Annotated in this window: 15 protein-coding genes; 14 read left to right on the plus strand and 1 reads right to left on the minus strand. The window is 49.0% G+C overall.

The features are described from left to right. The first annotated feature begins 603 nt into the window (after window positions 1-603). From BZG80_RS05535 to BZG80_RS05590, 12 genes are all read left to right on the plus strand, one after another. Window positions 604-1,629, plus strand: a complete 1,026-nt coding sequence (locus BZG80_RS05535) for an ABC transporter permease (protein ID WP_025744376.1) — start codon at window positions 604-606, stop codon at window positions 1,627-1,629. A 1-nt stretch (window position 1,630) separates the two neighbouring features. After that, complete coding sequence (locus BZG80_RS05540; protein WP_077461495.1) at window positions 1,631-2,674, plus strand: ABC transporter permease; 1,044 nt, start codon at window positions 1,631-1,633, stop codon at window positions 2,672-2,674. A gap of 66 nt (window positions 2,675-2,740) precedes the next feature. Beyond that, window positions 2,741-4,567 carry an extracellular solute-binding protein gene (locus BZG80_RS05545; RefSeq protein WP_077678925.1) on the plus strand — a complete coding sequence of 609 codons (1,827 nt, stop codon included), beginning with the start codon at window positions 2,741-2,743 and terminating at the stop codon, window positions 4,565-4,567. Window positions 4,568-4,575: 8 nt separating this feature from the next. After that, window positions 4,576-5,442: an ABC transporter ATP-binding protein gene (locus BZG80_RS05550; protein ID WP_077668887.1), complete on the plus strand. Its 867-nt coding sequence runs from the start codon at window positions 4,576-4,578 to the stop codon at window positions 5,440-5,442. A 15-nt stretch (window positions 5,443-5,457) separates the two neighbouring features. Further along, window positions 5,458-6,315, plus strand: coding sequence for an ABC transporter ATP-binding protein (locus BZG80_RS05555; RefSeq protein WP_077576354.1), 858 nt, complete (start codon window positions 5,458-5,460; stop codon window positions 6,313-6,315). Window positions 6,316-6,497: 182 nt separating this feature from the next. Beyond that, window positions 6,498-6,788 (plus strand): helix-turn-helix domain-containing protein, encoded by a 291-nt coding sequence (locus BZG80_RS05560; RefSeq protein ID WP_077461499.1) that lies wholly within the window; start codon window positions 6,498-6,500, stop codon window positions 6,786-6,788. Next, window positions 6,778-8,127, plus strand: coding sequence for a type II toxin-antitoxin system HipA family toxin (locus BZG80_RS05565; RefSeq protein WP_077678926.1), 1,350 nt, complete (start codon window positions 6,778-6,780; stop codon window positions 8,125-8,127). Before BZG80_RS05560 ends, BZG80_RS05565 begins: the two co-directional genes overlap by 11 nt. Before the next feature lie 18 nt (window positions 8,128-8,145). Then, window positions 8,146-9,150, plus strand: coding sequence for a YecA family protein (locus BZG80_RS05570; RefSeq protein WP_077678927.1), 1,005 nt, complete (start codon window positions 8,146-8,148; stop codon window positions 9,148-9,150). Window positions 9,151-9,159: 9 nt separating this feature from the next. Then, window positions 9,160-10,281 carry a hypothetical protein gene (locus tag BZG80_RS05575; RefSeq protein ID WP_077678928.1) on the plus strand — a complete coding sequence of 374 codons (1,122 nt, stop codon included), beginning with the start codon at window positions 9,160-9,162 and terminating at the stop codon, window positions 10,279-10,281. A 251-nt stretch (window positions 10,282-10,532) separates the two neighbouring features. After that, window positions 10,533-13,673 (plus strand): DUF3427 domain-containing protein, encoded by a 3,141-nt coding sequence (locus BZG80_RS05580; protein WP_077678929.1) that lies wholly within the window; start codon window positions 10,533-10,535, stop codon window positions 13,671-13,673. Between the two features lie 179 nt (window positions 13,674-13,852). Then, entirely contained in the window at window positions 13,853-14,140 is a 288-nt protein-coding gene (locus BZG80_RS05585; RefSeq protein WP_241833862.1) for a hypothetical protein, read from the plus strand. A gap of 305 nt (window positions 14,141-14,445) precedes the next feature. Then, the gene (locus BZG80_RS05590; RefSeq protein WP_241833865.1) at window positions 14,446-15,417 is read left to right on the plus strand and encodes an Abi family protein; all 972 of its coding nucleotides are present in this window, start codon (window positions 14,446-14,448) and stop codon (window positions 15,415-15,417) included. Between the two features lie 268 nt (window positions 15,418-15,685). On the opposite strand, the gene BZG80_RS05595 is transcribed toward BZG80_RS05590, so the two are convergent. Further along, window positions 15,686-16,549, minus strand: coding sequence for a YicC/YloC family endoribonuclease (locus BZG80_RS05595; protein WP_077461504.1), 864 nt, complete (start codon window positions 16,547-16,549; stop codon window positions 15,686-15,688). 160 nt (window positions 16,550-16,709) lie between these two features. On the opposite strand from BZG80_RS05595, the gene rph reads away from it, so the two are divergent. Together rph and pyrE are read left to right on the plus strand one after the other, a co-directional pair. Then, window positions 16,710-17,426: a ribonuclease PH gene (gene rph / locus BZG80_RS05600; protein WP_025744385.1), complete on the plus strand. Its 717-nt coding sequence runs from the start codon at window positions 16,710-16,712 to the stop codon at window positions 17,424-17,426. A gap of 109 nt (window positions 17,427-17,535) precedes the next feature. Continuing rightward, the gene (gene pyrE / locus BZG80_RS05605; RefSeq protein WP_077461505.1) at window positions 17,536-18,177 is read left to right on the plus strand and encodes an orotate phosphoribosyltransferase; all 642 of its coding nucleotides are present in this window, start codon (window positions 17,536-17,538) and stop codon (window positions 18,175-18,177) included. Window positions 18,178-18,179: the final 2 nt, after the last annotated feature.

Consider the following 18,179-nt stretch of genomic DNA (forward strand, 5'->3'; position numbering starts at 1 on the left):
ATATAGTGGCGAGAAATTGGCGTTAAATACCATTTACACCCAGATATCGAGTGGTGGACAAATGAAGTGTGTCATGCTGTTAAGGTTTGTTAATTTAGAATATGAAACCTTTTRACATTTGCGTAGTGGGTGACTATAAAAATGGTTAATGAGTGCATGATTTTTACTAAGGGCGAGTATGAGGCGATTCCCCTTCCTTCCTTTTATATTGGGTGTTTTAGCTTTTAAAATGATAAAAGTTTGACAAGGATGGAAAAGAGAACTAGCGGAATTTTATGCAAATAAATAGGGTAAAAAACTAGAGTTGTTACTCAGTTTGTTATTTTTTCATATGCTGTCATCGGGTTGTAATATGAAGGAATATCGTTTTTTTTGATTTGTAAGTACCTGCTATCGAAAGAGAAAAAAAATCAGGCCACATGGACATGGACCGTTGATCGTGGTGATAAATCAAGATAAATATAGAAACCTGAAGTATCGTGTGTCATGTAAGGGGAAGCCCGACGACGCCTAGGATGGCACTGACGCCGCGATACTATAGACAAATAAAGCGGCTTGTTTAGATGTCAGCAGGCCTAGACAGTTAACAGGGAGTAGTGGACTATGCTGTCGTACTTTATACGTCGGTTTCTTTTAGTGATACCGACGTTTCTTGGGATCACCATTTTGATTTTCGGTATCACGCGTCTTGTGCCTGGTGGGCCGGTTGAGCGAATGATGACCCAAATGCAAGCACAAGGTGATGGCGGCTCGAGCTTGCAACGTGCAGGAGATAGCTCGGCCTTGTCTGAAGCGCAAATGGACGATTTGCGCGCCTTTTATGGTCTCGATAAACCCGTCGTTGAAGCCTATATGGATTGGTTAGGAAAGTTGGCCAATTTTGATTTAGGTGAGTCGACGCGCTATTACGAGCCGGTCGCGGATATGATTGCCGAGCGCCTGCCGGTGTCGCTGTTTTATGGCGGGATGACCTTCTTTATCAGTTATTTTATTTCTCTCCCGCTCGGGTATTACAAAGCCCTCAAGCACGGCTCGGTGTTTGACTCCTCCTCCTCGGTACTGATCTTTATTGGTTTTGCCTTACCCGGCTATGTGGTGGGGGTATTGCTGATCACCTTGTTTAGCTATCACCTCGAATGGTTCCCGATGGGGGGCTTTGTTGGCGATGCCTACTACGACGCGACCAGTTTTTGGGAGCGCGCCAAAGATGTGATGTGGCATGCGGTACTGCCGCTGATTTGTTATCTGATTGGGGATTTTGCCACCCTGACCATGACGATGAAAAACAACCTGATGGAAAACCTCTCCGCGGATTATATCCGCACCGCCATTGCCAAAGGGTTACCGTTTCGTTCGGCGGTACGCAAGCATGCGCTGCGCAACAGCTTGATTCCGATAGCCAGCCATTTTGGTAACTCTTTATTGTTCTTTATGACCGGTGCATTTTTGATTGAGGTGATTTTTAACATCAACGGCATTGGTTTGCTCGGCTATGAATCGATTATGGAGCGTGACTATCCGGTGGTGATGGGGATTGTTGCCATCAATGCGCTATTACTGCTGGCGGGCAATATCATCTCTGATATCTGTGTTGCCTTGATTGACCCTCGCGTGAAGTTTGGATCTTGATATGTTGACGATTAGCCCTTTAACTCAAAAGAAAATCCGCAGTTTTAAGCAAATTAAACGTGGTTACTGGTCGTTTATGATCTTGACCACCATGTTGGTGCTGTCGCTATTTGCCGAGCTGTTGATCAACAGTAAAGCGTTAATGGTCAAATACGACGGCAACTATTACTTCCCTGTGATGAGCGATGTGTATTTAGCGCGCGACTTTGGCCAAGTAGGCACCAGCGAAGTCAATTATCGTCAGCTCGATAAAGCTTTCGAGGCACAAAGTGGCGACAATTATGTAGTCATGCCACTGGTGCCGTGGAACCCGCTTGAGCAAGACTTTAGTGGCGACTTTCCGCCCACGGCGCCAAGTGCCGCAGACAAGCATTATCTCGGTACTGATGATATCGGCCGCGACATTCTCGCCCGCCTGGTATACGGCTTTCGTATTGCCATGGGCTTTGCGTTACTGACCATGGCTGCGTCTTATGCGATTGGCACCGCCGTGGGCTGTGCGATGGGGTTTTGGGGCGGTAAGTTTGATTTGTTTTTCCAACGCTTTATCGAGGTTTGGTCGATGGTGCCGTTTTTGTACGTGATCATGATTCTAGTCTCGATTCTCCAACCCACGTTTGCCCTGTTCGTCGCGATTAATGTGCTATTCGGCTGGATGGCGATTACCTGGTATATGCGCACCATGACGTACAAAGAATCGTCGCGTGATTATGTGATGGCGGCGCGTGCATTGGGTGCCTCTACTAGCCGGATCCTGTTTCGCCATATTTTGCCCAACACCATGGTGATGATTGTGACCTTGGCGCCCTTTACCATCGCCCTCAATATTACCGCGTTAACGGCGCTGGATTACCTCGGTTTGGGGCTGATGCCACCGACGCCAAGTTGGGGCGAGCTGTTACAGCAAGGTAAATCAAATCTGGATGCGCCATGGATTGTTGCCTCTGTGGTGTCGTCTCTGGTGTTGGTGTTGGTGATGGTGACCTTTATTGGGGAAGCGGTCCGAGCCGCGTTTGATCCGAAAAAGTTCACCCGTTATGACTGATTTTAAATACAACAAGCAATTTTTAAATATAACAAGCAATGTGTGCATCAAGATAAGGACATCACGATGAAAAAACTGATCCTTGCTACCTCCGTTTCCCTGTTTAGCCTCAGCGGCTGGGCGGCGGAATTGCCTGAAAATCTTAATTGGCAAACCAACTGGGATGCCCCCAAAATCGGGTCTCCCGACGCCAAGCGCGGCGGTACACTGCGTACCCATTTGCAGAGTTTTCCGCAGACATTACGCACTGTGGGGCCGGATTCAAACTCAGGCCTGCGCAGTTACTTTCTTGATGAAATGCCCTCACTGGTAAAGCGCCACCCAGATACACTGGAATGGATCCCGGATTTGGCCAACGAGTGGGCATTTAGTGACGACAACAAAACCATCTATTTTAAGCTTAACCCAGAAGCGACTTGGTCAGATGGCGAACCACTGACCGCCGATGATTTTGTGTTTATGATGCAGTTTTATCGCTCTAAAGACATTGTTGCCCCTTGGTATAACGACTATTACACCAACACCATTGGTAGCGTGGAGAAAATCGACGCGCATACTGTGGCCATATCGAGTGCAGTAGAGAAAAACCAAGAAGAATTAATGTATACCTTAGGAAGCTTAATTCCGCGCCCTGCGCATTTTTACGCTAATCCGCGCAAAGATGAAAACCAAGACGGCATTGCTGACGACTATGTGCGCCGCTATAACTTTAAAGCCGAGCCCACCATGGGGCCCTATGAGCTGGGCCGTGTGCAAAAAGGACGCCGACTTACCTTTAATCATGTCGACGATTGGTGGGGTTATACCAACCCCTATTACCAAAATCGCTACAATGTTGAGCGTATTCGAATGCGCGTGATCCGCGATAACGACATTGCCATGAAGCATTTTGAAAAGGGCAATTTGGATGTGTTCGATTTGGTGCTTCCAGATATCTGGCATGAAAAAACCCAATCTGAACCTTATAAAAAAGGCTATATCACCAAGTTCTGGGGGTATAACGAAGTGCCGGTTGGCGCGGGCGGTTTGTGGATGAACTCGGCCATGCCAATGCTGGATGATATCAATGTACGCAAAGGGATTCTCTATGCCACCGATTTTGACGGCATGATTGAAAAAATCACCCGTGGCGATTACTCGCGTAAACCGCATGCAATGGGCTTTGGTCATGGTGAATACGACAATGATGGTGCAACACCGCCAGCGTTTGATCCTAAAAAAGCGATCAGCCATTTCGAACAAGCCGGCTTTGACCAGGTTGGCGCCGATGGTATTCGCGTCAATGACAAAGGCGAGCGTTTAAGCTTCGCGATTACTTATGGGTATCAGCAGCACACACCACGCATTGCTTACTTAAAAGAGCAGGCTAAGCAAGCAGGGCTGGAATTTACTATTAACTTGGTCGATGGCTCATCGGCGTTTAAATACGTACTCGAGAAAAAGCATCAGTTGGCCTTTCTTAATATGGGTACCTCGGAAATTCCGGCCTATTGGGAGTACTTCCACTCGGATAACGCCAATAAAACGCAAACAAACAATCACTCTAACTACAGCTCACCGGCATTGGATAAGCTGATCATGGCCTATAAAAGCGAGTTTGATACGGCGAAAAAGTATCAGCTGTCGCATCAAATCCGCACCAAAATCTCAGAGGCCAGTGTGATTGTACCGGGGTACATGGTGCCGTATGTGCGTCAAGGTTTTTGGCGTTATGTACAAATCCCAGATAACGCGATGACCAAGCGCACCGAAAACATGGTCACCAGCGGCCGCGTGATGGGCTTTGGCACCTTCTGGATTGATGAAGCGATGAAAGACGCTACCGAAGAGGCCATGGACGACGATAAAGCCTTTGAGCCGGTGACCATCATTGATGACAGATACAAGCTGTAGAGGCGCTTATGACCCAGGATGTCATTCTTTCGGTTAAGGATTTGACCGTTAATTTTACCACTGACGATGGCCCCCGTGAGGTACTTCACGGGGTGAGCTTTGAAGTAAAAGCCGGGCGCACGCTCGGCTTGGTGGGAGAGTCGGGCAGTGGCAAAAGTGTTACTGCGATGTCAATTATGGGCTTGCTGCCTAAACCCTATGGGCAAGTGACCGGCGGCGAGATTCTGTATCGCGGGACGGACTTGGTCACTCTGCCCGCCAAAGAGCGCTATGCGATGCGTGGCAATCGGATCTCGATTATCTTTCAAGACCCAATGACGGCGCTGAACCCTGTGCATACCATTGGTCGGCAAATCAATGAAGTCTTGATGTTGCACCGCCCGGAGCTGGATAAAAAAGCCCGGTATGCCTGCGCATTGGATATGATGAACAAGGTAAAAATCCCACTGCCTGAAAAGCGTCTCAATGAGTATCCGCACAACCTGTCTGGTGGGATGCGCCAACGGGTCATGATTGCCATGGCACTGGCCTGTAAGCCCGATATCTTGATATGTGATGAGCCAACCACCGCCCTAGATGTGACGGTGCAGGCCTCGATTTTGGACTTGATTAACGAGCTGCAAGAAGAAACCGGCATGGCGGTGATTTTTATCACCCACGATCTGGGCGTGGTCGCCGAGGTGTGTGACGACGTGGCAGTGATGTACGATGGCCAAATTCGCGAACGGGCCGATATTTTTACTTTATTTGACAACCCCGCCCATCCGTATACCAAGCGTTTGCTGGGGTTAATGCCGGGGCGTACTCACCAACCCAAGCAGATGATTGATATTCGCCCGTTGGAAGACTTTGATGCAGCGCCATCATCGACATAGTTGCAGGAGAACGCGATGAGCAAGGAAGTCCTCAGAGTAGAAAATCTGAAGCAGTATTTTGTCTCCGGCAAAGGCCTGCTTCGTCAAGGCTACACCATTAAAGCCGTCGATGGCGTATCGCTGTCGGTGTCACAAGGTGAAACACTTGGGCTGGTGGGGGAGTCGGGGTGTGGCAAAAGTACCCTTGGCCGTACCATACTCAAGTTGTTTGAGCCTACCGAAGGGAAAATTTTCTTTGAAGGTAAAGACATCACCCCGTTGTCGCCACGACAGATGCGGCCACTGCGTAAAGACATGCAGATTGTCTTTCAAGACCCGCTCGAGTCGCTCAACCAGCGTCATACCATCGGCGGGATCTTAGAAGAGCCCTTTATTATTCACAATGTTGGTACCGCGAAAGAGCGTCGCCAATGGGTGCTTGAGCTGTTGGATAAAGTCGGCTTGCCCCACGATGCGGTAAACCGCTACCCGCATGAGTTTTCGGGCGGTCAGCGGCAGCGGATTGGTATTGCCCGGGCGATCGCCCTCAAACCGAAACTGCTGATTTGTGACGAGTCCGTCTCCGCCTTGGATGTGTCGGTGCAGGCACAAATTCTTAATCTGTTGTTGAAACTCCAGCAAGAGATGAACTTGGCGATGATTTTTATCTCGCACGACTTATCGGTGGTCCGTCATATCTCCGATAAGGTGGCGGTGATGTACTTTGGTCATGTGGTAGAAGAGGGGCCGACCGAAACCGTCTACCACCAGCCGCAGCACGAGTACACCCAAACGCTGCTCTCTGCCATTCCGATCACCCATCCTAAATACCGCAAACACAAGCGCCGTGCCGAGCAACCGGTGGCCGAAAAAAAGCCTGAAGCGGTGAGTTAAGTACACGCCCAGGCCCCTCTGGTAAAAATGAGGTAACCCCCAGTAGTTGGATATCCAACATCGGGGGGTGCTTCATCAGCAAAAGCTTGATGGAAGACATGGGGGGTTTTTGGCTACAATAGTAGCCAATTTGGTTTATTTTACGCTATATTAGATATAATAATATCCAATGGCCATTGAAGATGAATTTCACCTTACTGGATGATACCGATGTAAGCCAAGCCTATGCTGCTTATTTACGGGCGTTGCGTCAGCGCGCAAAGCTCTCACGAGCGGCACTGGCAAAGCGAAGCTGCGTGCCTGCCTCAACGATTAAAAAGTTTGAGCTGACTGGGCAAATTTCCTTTCGCCAATTGCTGTTGCTTTGGCAGACCCTAGACTCATTGGATAGGCTTTATCAGCTCACCCAGCCGCATAAAGAGCGCGTCACTGCGCCCTCGAGTATTGATGAGGTACTAAAAGATGAGTTTTAGACCGATTCAAAAACTTACTGTCACCCGTACGTTAAGTTCAGGAGAGCAGGTTGCTGTAGGGATCTTGGCTCAGAATCGGCAAGGTGTTTTTTTTCAGTATACAGACGGCTATTTGCAGCAGTTTGGCAATTTATCACCGTTTACTTTACAGTCGAGCATGCAAGTACAAGCCGCACCTAAACAGCCTCATCAAGGGGTGCATGGCGTATTTGGGGATTGTTTGCCTGATGGTTGGGGCATGATGTTACAAGATCGTGTTTTCCGGCAAAAAGGCATCCTGCCGAATCAATTAACGGCGATGGACAGATTGGCCTTTGTCGGTGATAAAGGCATCGGGGCGTTGTCTTTTTCTCCGGTGTCTGAGTTTTCAGCCTCGACGCACGCTGATATTAATCTAGCAACCTTGGGCTTAGAGGCTCAAACGCTTTTCGATGCTTCAATGTCAGACTATATGGATAATAACCATGAGAAGTTAGATGGGCATACTCAACAGGTATTGGCAGCACTAGTCGCTGGTGGTAGTTCGGGTGGAGCAAGACCAAAAGCACAGATTTATATGCCGACGGGGGAAATTGAGCAATGTCGCACCTTTGCACAGCGAGGTGATGAAGCGTGGCTGGTTAAGTTTACCTCGAAAAATCTAGCACTCGGGCATGAAGAAGGTTTGTGTGAGGCGGTATATTTGCAAATGGCTGAGCAAGCTAAATGCCAACCCCCACGCTGGCAACTTATTGAGGCACCAACAAAAAGTGGTGCGGTTGCATGGTTGGCGCTCAAGCGTTTTGATTATGTCGCTGGACAAGCCGATTTAGTGAGTGGACACAGTACAGGCCGCTTGCATATGCACAGTGCCTGCGGGTTGCTTGATGCAGATTTTCGAACACCAAGTTTAGATTACATTGACTTGATCAAAGCCAGCCGTCAACTATGTAAATCTCCAGCTGCGGGACAGCTGCAATTTCGCCGTGCCGTTTTTAATCTACTGTCGTCTAACCAAGATGATCACAGTAAAAACTGGGCGTTTTTACAAGCGGACGACGGTCAATGGAACCTTGCGCCTTTTTACGATGTCACCTACAGCCCGCATCCATTTAACGAGCATGCCACTGCATTTGGTGGGTATGGCAAAGCGCCACCGCTTAAGGTAATGCAAAAACTTGCAGCAAGTGCTGGCTATGGGAGTTGGCATGATGCAAGGCGAGTTATTGAAGAAGTGGCAGAAGCTATCAGCCAATGTACGCATCTCGCAAAGCAGCAAGGGGTTAGAAAAACCACAGTATCTGCAATTGCTAAGACGCTGGGTCAGCGTAAACAGGAAAATGCCGCGCTGCTTCAATAAAAATGCGAGGGGACAGTAATGAAGCTCGGTCGCAACGATCCTTGCCATTGTGGCAGTGGTAAAAAATTCAAACGGTGTTGTATGGACGGTGTGTCTAAGCAACATGCGCAAGTCGTTGATGACGCTGAAACCATGCTGGCGAATAACCCAGGTATGAGTATCGATGAACTCAATGCTGTGTTACAGCGCCAAGTGCAGGATCGCAATAATCAACCTCATCCCGATTTTTGTGGTGTGACACCCACGCAAATGACCAATTGGCTTTATGCGCCGTTTGATCAATTACAGTGGGTGACGATCACGACACCCGCCGATCTTTCCGCCAGCCCAGTGATGCGATATTTGGCTCTGATGCTTGAACATGCGATGGCGCAAGGCGGTGCTTTTAAAGCAACCAGCAAAGGCAACTTACCGGCTAAGTTGGTCAAACAAGCCAGTGAATTATTGCCTGAGTTTTCAGTTTCTCAATTCCAACGCCACATTAGTATCAGCGAGTTTGCTGGGTTTAACGAAGACAAATTCAATGCCTTGCACTATACCCGCGTGCTGGCCGAAATTAGCGGTATTATCTACCGACGCAGCGGCCGTTATCATGTGAAAAAAGCGGCGCAAAAACAGTATCAAGACATGGGCGTGCAAGCCTTTTTTAAGCCGATGCTGGCAGCTGCAACCGGCAAATATAACTGGGCGTATTTAGATAGCTTTGAATACGATGTTGATTTGCGCACCTTTTGGGTATTCATGTTGTGGCGCATACAAGCGCATCACAGCGTCGATCAGCTTACTCAAGAAGTGATGGTTGCTTTTCCCGATGTGTTAAAGGCGTTCCCAACGGACGATTACGCCCCGCCGGAAGCGTTGTTAAGCGGACTTATCGAAACGCGATTTATTGCGCGCTTTTTGCAGTTTTGGGGATTTGTGACGATGGATCCAAGGCGTTTTATAAACGGCGAACCCATTGCGCTCACCGCTCAGACTCAGCCGCTGTTAGCGCAAACCTTTCAATTCCACATTAACCGATAGCAGGGCATCGTGAGCGAATATCAATACTATAAATTTGAGCGCTTAGATGGGTATTTAGACAGCACCGCGCGCCAAGCACTCAGAGCCATTTCACGCCGAGCCGATATCACGGCAACGTCTTTCCAGGTGGTTTACAACTTTAGCGATCTAAAGGCTAAGGCATATGAGATCATGCTAAAGCACTTCGATATCGGTTTTTACTATGCCAACTGGGGCTCGATGGATGCCTACATCAAACTACCTGTTGGGACCATACCCGATGCCATGCTTGGGTTATCGAACGATGGTTTTAAGGTTCGTCAAACCGATGAGTGGCAATTGCTCACTTTCTCTATCGAAGAGTATGGTGCGTATTTTGATGATGGAGATGCGGACGATTTTTTCCAGCATTTACCCGGTCTACGCAATCAGTTAATCCAAGGTGACTGGCGGCTTATGTACTTAGCGTGGCTCAAAGCGGTAGATGACGATGATGAGCTTGACGCGATACCGTTAATCCAATTCGATTTTGAGCGCCTTAGCGAAGGATTACAGGCTTTTGCTGCTCTGTATGCGATTCCCTTACCTTGGGTTAAAGCGCTTACGATGGTGCTGAATGAACAGCCCAGTCACCCAGCCAAACACACCCAGTTGCAGTTTGAAGATTGGCTCAAAACGCTCACGGAAGCGGAGAAAAACACACTATTACGCACGTTGTTTGAGCGAGGCCAATTAACTCGTCACCAAGCCGTAGCACTGACGCGAAAAGAACCAGCCAACAAAGACGAAACTTATCAGTATTGGTTAAACCCCGACCTCGTGGCTCCCTATATTGCAACCGCACAACGACAGTTTGAGCAACAACAAGCCGAGGCACTTGTAAAAAAACTAGCCATTGAAAAAGCAGAAAAAGAACAAGCCTTAATAGACATCTACAATCAGCGTGATCACTACTGGCAGCAAGCGCACGAGCAAGCGGATCGCACTTGCCCCACTGGCTATGATGCGGCATCACGCTATTTGCATCAGCTCTTTGAGGCCTATCAGCTTCACGATAATTCTGCGTCCTTTGAACAGCGGTTTAAGCGGTTTGTGGCAGCTAATAGCCGTCGTAAAGCATTATTAAATCGCTTGAGTGATTTGCTTAAATGATTGGGTTCACCTCAGGCAGACCCAGTGTTGTTAGCAAAAAATATCGTTGAGTTTTGATTGGTTGAAAGCCTTTATGCCCGCCTTAGGTCTACACATTGTTACCTGTGAAGTCACTTTGTGTAGACCTCAGACGAGAGTGTGACTTAACTCTTTGTTGCTATTGTTTGAAAAGTATAGAAAAGTGATCCTTTCATAACGCCTACAACCCGTGGTTTGTAAGGTGATGCAGGCTCATCGCGTGGAAGGAAAAAATGCAGCAGGTCGGAATTTATGAGCAGCTGGTAACGCAGCTTATTGAGAGCCGTATTGATCGAGAGCGATTCTATGTTGGCGAGCGGACGCTTACCAGCAACGAGGCGTCAGTTTGGTTGTCTCGCTTTTTATCGCATGTTTTGCACCATGTGCTCGACGCCGTGCCTGCCAGTGACGATCGCCTAGAGCAGCAAATCACACTATCCAACCAATTCTTGCTGTGGCTGAAAACCCAGATCCACGATAAAGACATTATCGACGATAATTTGCTCGCGAGTCAGGGGAAAATCCTGACGGCCCTTTATGAGTTTGAAAACCCGATCGCATCTGATTTAGCGCGTTATGTGCAAGATGTTTTCCCACTCACCGGCTTAACGCAAAGTGAGCTTTTTTGTGGCAGTAATGCGGGTCTTTCATTGGAGTCAGAGCTGAAAAGAGAGATTTTATCCGCAGACAGAATTTATTGGTTGGTGTCATTCATCAAATGGGCGGGGATAAGAATTTTTCGAAAAGAGCTGGAAGCCTTTACCCGCAGTGGTCGCGAGTTAAAGGTCATCACCACATCATACATGGGCGCGACAGACGCGAAAGCGGTGGAGTATTTAGCCAGCCTACCCAATACCGAGGTGAAGTTAAGCTACAACACTGAGCGCGAGCGTCTTCACGCAAAAAGCTATTTGTTTCTGCGCGAGACCGGCTATCACACCGGTTATATCGGATCGTCAAACCTCTCTCATTCTGCACTGACGAATGGCTTGGAGTGGAACCTTAAAATCACCTCGCAAGAAATCCCCCATATTATCAATAAATCACTCAGCACTTTTGAAACGTATTGGGCCTCGAATGAATTTGAACGATTTGACGGAGATGTAAAAAGTACCGAAAAACTGAATCAAGCCCTTCGGCAGCAGCGGGGTGGCGAAGAAGATGGTGCTACGTTTTTCTTCGACCTCTCTCCTTTCCCTCACCAGAAGGAGATTTTGGAGCAGCTGACGGTTGAGCGCCAGACGCATCAACGTTTTCGCAATTTAGTGGTGGCGGCAACAGGCACTGGTAAGACACTGATCTCTGCGTTTGATTTTGCCCGTTTTTTGAAAAAACACCCTGATGCCAACTTTTTATTTGTGGCCCATCGTGAAGAAATCCTTAAGCAAGCGCGTGCGGCCTATCGAGGGGTATTACGTAACAGCACCTTTGGCGAGCTGTGGGTCGGTGGTCACACGCCAGATCATTACCGGCAGCTGTTTGTCTCGATTCAAACATTGAACAACCAGCTCGATACGCTCAACTTGACGGCCGATTACTATGACTACATTGTGATTGATGAAGTGCATCATATTGCCGCGAGCAGTTATCGAGCGGTTTTGCACCACTTTTCACCGTCAATACTACTGGGTCTGACGGCGACGCCTGAGCGTCATGATGGCGGCGATATTCTCGCGGATTTTGGTGGCGTTATTGCGGCTGAGATTCGGTTGCCAGAGGCGATTAATCGTCGTCATCTTTGCCCATTCCAATATTTTGGTATTGATGATGATACCGATCTACGGACCATTCCTTGGCAACGTGGCCGCTATGATATTGCACAGCTGACTAACCTCTATACCTCCAACCAAGCGCGGGTGGATAAGATATTGCTCAGCATGAACGAGATCATCACGGATCTTAGCCGTATGAAAGCGCTCGCTTTTTGTGTGAGTAAAGAACACGCTCAATACATGGCTCAACAGTTTTCACTGCAAGGGCTTAAGGCGGATGTGTTGACCAGCGACAATCGGCATGAACGCCAGCGAAAGCAGCAATCGCTGCGCGCCGGTGAGATCAATGTGCTTTGTGTGGTTGATATTTTCAACGAGGGGGTCGATATTCCTGAAGTGGATACCTTGTTGTTTCTGCGTCCCACCGAGAGTTTAACCATTTTCCTTCAGCAGCTAGGCCGCGGTTTACGGTTAGCCGAGGGCAAAGATTGCTGTACCGTCCTCGACTTTGTCGGTCATTCGCGTCCTGAGTATGACTTTGCAAATAAGTTTCGGGCGCTGGTGGGCAAGAGCGCTCGAGCGATTAACCATGAGATTGAACAAGGCTTCCCCCATGCGCCTTTGGGCTGTCGTATTGAGCTTACTAAGCGCACGCTAGAAATGGTCTTGGATAACATTCGCAAAGCGTCGCTAACGCTAAAACGCTTAGTGGCAATGGTTCGGCAATATCCTCAGCACACCCACCTGCCGCTGACGCTAGCGAACTTCCTAACCTTGTATCCGCATATTGATTTGAACGAACTATACAAGCGAGGCTGTTGGTCAGAACTGGTGTTCAAAGCAGAGCTAAAGGCTAATGATTACCCTGTTGATGAAAGTGCACTTAAAACAATCAATAAAGCGATTTTTCAGCGGATTTTAACCACTGATGATCATGCTTATCTACAGTTTTTAAAGCAGCTTTGCCAAACAGACTTTGCGCCTGATACGGGTAGCGAACGGCATCGACTCATGTGTCATTATGATGTTTGGCAACAAACCGGGCCAGCTCTTGGCTTTTCATCCATTGCGCAAAGCTTTGCCGCGTTAAGGCGGCTGGGCATCAAAACAGAATTAATGGATGTGTTGGACTGGAAACTGTCACAAACCAAGCACGAGCAGTTAAGGATGGACGATTTGCCTGATGTGCCATTGCGACTTCATGCTCGATATGCGCGTGAGCAAATTCTAGTTGGGTTTGGCGCTACCACGTTGGAGCGGCAGCCGCCTGCACGAGAGGGGCTCTATGCGCTTAAAGATCAAAACATCGAACTGTTATTTGTCACCTTGGATAAAAATGAAAAGCAATTTTCCCCGACGACCATGTATCACGATTATGCGATTAACGCGTCACGCTTTCACTGGCAGTCGCAAAACAGCTCGCGCCCTGATAAAGGCCGCGGCAAAGATTACATTCAACATCAAAAGATAGGGAAGCGCCTGTTTTTGTTTGTACGTGAGCAAACTAAAGATGAATTCGGGCGTACCATGGGGTTTGTGAATTTTGGCGAAGTGAATTATATCTCGCACACCGGATCTCAGCCGATGGATATTACGTGGGAGCTAGCCACTCCGATGCCAAACTTTATGTGGCAGCAAGCGGCGAAGTTGGCAGTAGGCTAGTTGAGATGGCAGTGGCATTGGGTGGCCAACGTGCTACATCGCCCAATGAAAAATTCGATGAAACTTACAACCCTAACTCGTCTAGAGAGTGTGACTACGTTTGCTGAGGTCGAAAAAGTCTACCAATAAGCAGTGGTTTGAATAAGCGTGTTCTATCAATGATGCAGAAGGTGAAATGAATGACAGAGCATATCCCTCAAGCTCCACAAGGAGAGTTTGTTTTCTTCACTAGTGCAGACGGTCAAACTCGTGTTGAGTGCCGCTTTGAATCCGATACATTGTGGCTTTCTCAGGCTGTAATGACAGAGCTGTCCGATAAAGACATTCGTACGATTAATGAACACTTGGTCAATATTTACAAGGAAGGCGAGCTTGTTCAAAGTGCAACCATCCGGAAATTCCGAATAGTTCGATGGAAGGGAACACGTTATGTCTCGCGTGAGGTCGCTCCCGAATCTAACTGGTAATTCGTTAAATGGGCTTTGGGTGTATTACACTTAAACGGCTAGGCAGTAATCACCCAATATTCTGGATCTCATCAAAGAGAATAATAAAAACACCCCCGAAAAAATTCTGAATTCAGGTCTCACTATGCAGCAATATATGCACATTGATGACAGCTTTAGCGCTTTGATTCGTCGTAGTGGCTGGTATCTGTTGACAACGCCCCACGTCGCCCACATAATTAATTTATCAATGGCTTCCTCCAGGTGCGCACGCCGCCCGTAAGAGTGGAAGCTTTTTTTTTGCCTCAAGGATGTCCGTTTTGTCTGTGCGCGTGCCTTATAACAAGCCTTATATGAGTGCCGCTGAGTTGTGCGATAAGCTGGTTGCCCAAGGGATCACCGTTGCTGATCGTGATTTTGCCGCTCGGGTACTTAAACGGTGCAGTTACTACCGATTTAAAGCGTACTTGCTGCCGTTCTCTGAGTCGTCCTCTCCCCCTCGTCGTTATCAAGCAGGTACCACGTTCGAGCAATGCTATGCCCTTTATCAGTTTGATGAAGCGCTACGTAATTTGGTGTTTGATGTGGTGGGTAAGGTAGAAGTGGGGATCCGCTCTGGCTTTGAGGAGTGGATGACCAAGCAAACCGATAATCGGTTTTGGTATCTGGATTCGGCTTTATTTAAGGAAAACGGCGAGCAGGTCAAAACCGTTAGTCGTGTGCGGGATATGTTCAAAGACTCCAAAGAGCAGTTCGCCGAGCATTATCGCAGCAAGTATTACAACGACTATTGCCCGTTTTTCCGCGATCTGCCGCCGGGTTGGGTCGCCATTGAGCTGATGACATTTGGTAATGTCTCTAAGCTGATGCGGAGCTTGCAAAGCGATCAGGTGAATGCACTGAAGATGAACCGCTTTGCGAAAACCTTGAACGTCGAAAAGTACCAAACCTTGTGCGCTTGGGTGGATGCTATTCACCAAGTACGCAACCACTGTGCGCATCACTCACGCCTATTTAACCGCAACTTGCCGGCACCTACAGGGATTAAGCGTATTTTGTCTCCCGATGTGGCACTAGTGCGCACCCGTCCGGACCCAACCAAGCGCGAAGAAGACCAACTGAACCGCCTTTACACGGTGTTAGCTGCCGTCCAACAGCTTTATAACGGCTTGGGCTATGACGCGCCATTGGGTCCCGCATTGGTTGATCTATTTGAGCGTTATCCAGTGGCTAAGCGTTTTATGTCGTCGATGGGCTTCCCTGCCGACTGGGCAAATGAACCATTGTTTTTCAGGTAACCTTCGAGTCCTTCGCCAAAATCCGACATACCTGGGCACGGCTGTAGCCGGTCGCGTCGGACACTTCTGTTAAGCTCATGCCTATTTCTCTGCCTTAAAAAATTGGGGAGTACAATTTCACCGATACAATATAGCGAGAAAGCACTCCCCAATCTACTACCCATGACTACCCAAACTTGACAGAGCTTACACGAACGCCATGACCGTCAAAAACAAATAAACATCTGATTATATTGTTATTAATGCCATCGGCGAACACTCATGAACATCACTCAATATTCTGAATTTGTTCGCGCATTTGCTCGATGAGCACTTTGAGCTCGACGCCGGAGGCGGTGATTTCGGTGCTGATTGATTTGGAGGCCAGGGTGTTGGCTTCGCGGTTGAACTCTTGCATCATAAAGTCCAAGCGTCGGCCGCAGGCGCCGCCTTTTTTGAGGATTTTGCGCGCTTCTGAAACGTGTGAGTCGAGGCGGTCTAACTCTTCGGCCACATCGACTTTTTGTGCCAGCATCACCATTTCTTGCTCAACGCGGGCCGGGTCGAGCTCCACTTTGGCTTCTTCCAAACGCGTGGTCAAACGCTCACGCTGCCACTCAATCACGGTGGGCATTTTTTCGCGCACTTTGATCACTTCAGCGCTAATCGCATCCAACCGCTGCTCAATCAGCACTTTCATGTTGTCGCCTTCGCTGGCCCGAGCCGCCACAAAAGCCTCTAGCCCTTCATCTAAACCGGCGAGTAATACACGGTGCAACTCATCGGTATCTTGCTCCGGCGCTTCCATCACGCCCGGCCAGTTTAATACCTGAAACGGGTTAATGTTGCCTTCGCCCGCGGTATCCTTGACCCACTGTGCGGCGTCAATGACTTGTTTGGCCAAGCCTTCGTTGATGGTGAGTTTGTCTTGGCTTGCCTGGGAGGTGTCAAAACGCAGGTTACATTCCACTTTGCCGCGGGCGAGGCGCTTACGGAAACGCTCGCGCACCACAGGCTCGAGACTACGTAACTGCTCAGGCATGCGGATATAGGTTTCAAGGTAGCGCTGGTTGACGGAGCGGATTTCCCAAACCGCGTTGCCCCAATCGCCCTTGAGTTCTTGTCGCGCGTAGGCGGTCATACTGTGGATCATGTGTACCTGCTTTTGTGTGCTAAGAGTGAATAATGAAGAGTATACGCATCTGCTCTTCTTGCGTCAGCTGTCTTGAACGGCAAGGCGGACAGGGATCGCAAGCGAGCAGATAAACACGTATAATCGCCATCACATTTTTCAGTCAATGAAGGTAACTTGCATGCGCCCAAGTGGAAGAGCACTCGACCAAATTCGTCCCGTTAGCTTTACCCGCGGTTTTACGGCCCACGCAGAAGGCTCTGTGTTGGTATGCTTTGGTGATACCAAGGTGATTTGTAATGCCACGATCGAAGAGGGCGTGCCACGCTTTTTGAAAGGCAAGGGCCAAGGTTGGGTGACCGCCGAGTATGGCATGTTGCCACGTGCGACCCACACCCGTAATCGCCGTGAAGCGTCAAACGGTAAGCAGGGTGGCCGAACGGTAGAAATCCAACGTTTGATTGGCCGCAGTTTGCGCGCCGCGGTCGATTTAAAAGCATTGGGTGAGCGCACCATTACGGTTGACTGTGATGTGATTCAAGCCGACGGCGGCACACGTACGGCGTCCATTTCTGGGGCGAGTGTGGCACTGGCGGACGCGCTTAATGCGTTAGTGCGTAACGGCAAGCTTGCTGCGAATCCGATGCGTGGCCACGTGGCCGCGGTGTCGGTGGGCATTTATCAACAAACGCCGATTTGCGATCTCGAGTATGTGGAAGACTCAGCGGCAGATACCGACATGAATGTGGTGATGCTCGAAGATGGCCGCATGATTGAGGTGCAAGGCACGGCAGAAGCTGAGCCGTTTACTCCCGATGAGCTCAATGCCATGTTGGCACTGGCCAGTAAGGGCATTGATGACATTGTCGTCGCGCAAAAATCGGCCCTGGCCGAATAATCCTATTGCAATGGCTCCCATCTTGGGGGCTATTTTTTTATCTATTAACCTGAGATGGGTGCGCGTCGCGAACGCCCGATAATAATCACAGACAGCAAGAGAGGACTGCATGAAAGCCTATCAGCGCCAGTTTATTGAGTTTGCCCTTGAGCGGCAGGTTTTGAAGTTTGGCGAATTTACCCTGAAGTCGGGGCGTAAGAGCCCGTACTTTTTTAATGCGGGGTTGTTTAATACCGGGCGCGATTTGGCAAAACTGGGTGAATTTTATGCCGCGGCGTTGATGGATGCAGGCATAGATTATGATGTGCTGTTTGGCCCTGCGTATAAAGGGATCCCCATTGCGACCACCACAGCGGTGGCGCTCGCGGCGCATCATGATGTGGATACGCCATATTGTTTTAACCGCAAAGAGGCTAAAGACCACGGCGAAGGTGGCAACTTGGTAGGCAGTGCACTCGCAGGTCGAGTAATGTTAGTGGACGATGTGATTACCGCCGGCACCGCGATTCGCGAGTCCATGACACTGATTCAGGCGCAAGGCGCACAACTGGCGGGTGTCTTGGTGGCAATTGATCGCCAAGAGCGCGGCCAAGGTGAGTTATCGGCGATCCAAGAAGTGGAGCGTGACTTTGGTTGCCAAGTCGTCTCTATCATTAGTTTGTCTGATTTAGTCGCTTACTTAGAACAAAGCCAAGCGGATCCGGCGCAGTTAGCCGCGGTGAAAGGGTACCAAGCGAACTACGGCATTTAAGC

Origin of the sequence: Salinivibrio sp. MA440 (assembly GCF_001996265.1) — a bacterium.
In the GTDB taxonomy this organism is placed as follows: domain Bacteria; phylum Pseudomonadota; class Gammaproteobacteria; order Enterobacterales; family Vibrionaceae; genus Salinivibrio; species Salinivibrio costicola.